Source organism: Advenella sp. EE-W14 (assembly GCF_012923605.1).
Taxonomy (GTDB): domain Bacteria; phylum Pseudomonadota; class Gammaproteobacteria; order Burkholderiales; family Burkholderiaceae_B; genus Advenella; species Advenella alkanexedens.
Map to the genome: position 1 here is coordinate 1 of NZ_JAAVNG010000024.1, position 1,190 is coordinate 1,190.

Genomic DNA, 1,190 nt, shown 5'->3' on the forward strand with positions numbered 1-1,190 from the left:
GGTAATCACCCCATTTTTAATAGCAGTTGGCAGTAGAATTATTTAATTTATGTTGATGTAATTTTTGCCTCGGTGTGATGCCACCTAATGCCATGTTGGGGCGTTCGTTATTGTAAGTCCAGAGCCAAGCAGTCGCTCCGTGCTGAACTTCTTCTAAACTCTCGAAGAGATTCTGGGTTAGCCAGTCATAACGTACTGTCCGATTATAACGCTCGACATACGCGTTTTGTTGTGGATTACCGGGCTGAGTGTGAATCAACGTGATATGCCGCTTAGCTGCCCACTCTAGGAGTGTTTTACTAATGTATTCCGGCCCATTATCACACCTTAAGCACGCAGGCTTGCCTCGCCACTCGATGATTTGATCCAGCACTCTCGTGACTCGCTCTGCAGGCAAAGAGAAGTCCACTTCTATGCCCAAACCCTCACGGTTAAAGTCATCAATCACGTTAAAGAGACGCAAGCAGCGACCGTCAGCCAGTTGGTCATGCATAAAATCCATCGACCACACTTGGTTGATCGCAGTAGTTGTACCGAGTACCTCAGGACGCTCACGTATAATTCGTTTCTTAGGTTTGATACGCAAGTTTAACTCGAGCTCGCGGTAGATTCGATAGACTCGTTTGTGGTTCCATTTAAAGCCCTTAATATTACGTAAATACAGGAAACATAGGCCAAAGCCCCAGTTACGTTGAGCGGTGGTTAATCGAATCAACCAGTCAGCAATGACCTCATTCTCACCGGCTTGTCTAGGCTGGTAGTAATAGCAGCTTTGGCTGATGCTAAATACCTCGCATGCCACTCGTATACTCGCTCTAAATTGCGTGACCGCGCGTTGCGCCATCTCTTTGCGTCGAGATGGCGTTACCACTTTTTTTCAATCGCCTCGCGAGCGATCTCAGCTTTTAGACGTTCTTCGGCATACATCTTTTTAAGGCGCTGATTCTCCGCTTCAAGCTCTTTAAGGCGAGACATCATGGAGGCATCCATGCCACCGTATTTAGCACGCCACTTGTAGAAAGTAGCGCTGCTCATGCCATGCTCTCGGCACAGTTCTGGTACAGGCGTACCAGTTTCGGCTTGTTTAAGAATCGCCATGATTTGGCTGTCGGTATATCGTGATCTTTTCATTGAATTTCCTTTATAAGAAATTCTACTTCTAATTGCTATGGTTTTGTGGGAGGATTACC

General features: G+C 46.5%; 1 protein-coding gene. It reads right to left on the reverse strand.

The genetic code is table 11. The annotated features are described in order from the left end of the window. Positions 1-16: 16 nt before the first annotated feature. A protein-coding gene (locus tag HCX92_RS14740) for an IS3 family transposase (RefSeq protein ID WP_169295722.1) occupies positions 17-1,131 on the reverse strand; the annotation gives its coding sequence in 2 pieces (ribosomal slippage) (positions 17-879 and positions 879-1,131; 1,116 coding nt in all). Positions 1,132-1,190: the final 59 nt, after the last annotated feature.